This is a genomic window from Flavobacterium sp., from assembly GCF_049590715.1.
Classification (GTDB): Bacteria; Bacteroidota; Bacteroidia; order Flavobacteriales; family Flavobacteriaceae; genus Flavobacterium.
Genome location: NZ_JBAWDL010000267.1, coordinates 1 through 1,680 on the forward strand (window position 1 = coordinate 1; position 1,680 = coordinate 1,680).

The following is a 1,680-nucleotide window of genomic DNA, read 5'->3' on the forward strand; positions in this document are numbered from 1 at the left end:
GCCACGCGCACCCAATTGCGGTCCCAGCAGTCGCCAAGGGTACCCATTTCTCCTTTGCCGATGGGTATGTCAAAATCCAGGTCGGGATAAACCGAATATCCGTCCACCCGCCGCAGGTCGTAACGCAGGCCCGAGCCCCGCAGTACCGGACCCGTACAGCCGTAGTTGATGGCAGTCGGTAGCGGAAGTACGCCTACCTTAGCAGTACGCTGAATGAATATTTTATTCTCAATAACCAGCTGCTGCAACTCAATGAGCTTAGGTTTTAGGTACCTTATAAATTCTGCGCAGCGCTGTTCAAACTCCACAGGTAGGTCATAAAATAAGCCTCCAATCCAGATGTAATTATAGAGCATTCGCGCACCGCAGACCCATTCCAGCAGGCGCAGGATCTGCTCGCGGTCGCGCATGAGCCATAGGAACGGCGTGTAAGCTCCAATATCCATGGCGTAGGTACCTATGGCCACAAAATGCGAAGCCAGGCGATTCAGCTCGGCTACCAGTACCCGAATGTACTCCACCCGCTTAGGAATATCTTTTTCGATACCCAGCATCCGCTCTACGCCCATCACGTAAACATGTTCCGAGTTCATAGCCGCGATATAGTCCATGCGATCCACGTAGGGAATAATCTGGTTGAAAGGCAGCGACTCGGCGTGCTTCTCGAAGCAGCGGTGCAGGTACCCCAGGTGCGGCACCACCTCGACCACCACTTCCCCATCCGTAATGATTTCCAGCCTGAGTACCCCGTGCGTGGAAGGGTGCTGGGGCCCCATGTTCAGAATCATCTCTTCCTTTCGCAGGTCACCGAGCTGGTATTTGTTCGGTTCCGAATTGGTCAGATGCTCAGGACGGTAGTCGTATTGAATGGTGTCGTTCATATGGCGAAGATAACCAATGAGTGAATATTTTGAGTCGATAGGCACCCATATCTTCAATGAATCCTGGCATTCATTAGTGATTTCTTGGCGTTTTCGGATTCTGACAAGTATTATTTCGTCCTACTGCCCTTCCTACACTAAAAAACATTGTATGCTAAAAAAGACCCCCATCCTCCCGTTCATTCTCATCACCAGCCTATTCCTGATGTGGGGGCTGGCCAACAACATGACCGATACGCTGCTCTCAGCCTTTAAGCGGATCATGAGCATGTCTGATTTCCAAACCACCTTCGTCCAGTATGCTTTCTACGGGGCATATTTCTGTCTGGCGATTCCGGCGGCTATCCTCATCAAAAAGTATACCTATAAAACGGGTATCCTCATCGGCCTGGCGATGTTCATTGCCGGCTCATTGCTCTTTTATCCTGCCAGCAAGACGATGGTATACGGTCACTTCCTGGCCGCACTTTTCATTCTGGCGGGTGGATTGTCACTGCTCGAAACCTCGGCCAATCCTTACATCATCGCGATGGGACCAGAAGAAACCGGGACGCAACGGCTCAATCTGGCGCAATCGTTCAACCCCATTGGTTCCATCATTGGGGTACTGTTGAGCAAACTTTTTATTCTTTCAAAACTCAACGTAGCAGGTGAAGCCGAGCGCGCATCCATGTCGCCCGAGCAATTGCAGGCCATTCAATCCGAAGAGTTGACGGGCGTGATGGGGCCCTATGTCGGGGTAGCCTTATTTCTGGTATTGATCTGGCTCCTGATATTTTTCAACAAAATGCCTACCGCC

The 1,680-nt window shown here is 51.2% G+C and carries 2 protein-coding genes; one reads left to right on the forward strand and one right to left on the reverse strand.

Annotated elements, in window-relative coordinates:
• On the reverse strand, positions 1 to 938 hold a 938-nt coding region (locus WBQ70_RS12000; protein WP_423914520.1), incomplete at its 3' end, for an NADH-quinone oxidoreductase subunit D.
• 94 nt (positions 939 to 1,032) lie between these two features.
• Between WBQ70_RS12000 and WBQ70_RS12005 the strand changes: the two genes are divergently transcribed.
• Positions 1,033 to 1,680, forward strand: a 648-nt coding sequence (locus WBQ70_RS12005) for an MFS transporter (protein WP_423914522.1), incomplete at its 3' end; no start/stop codon positions are given.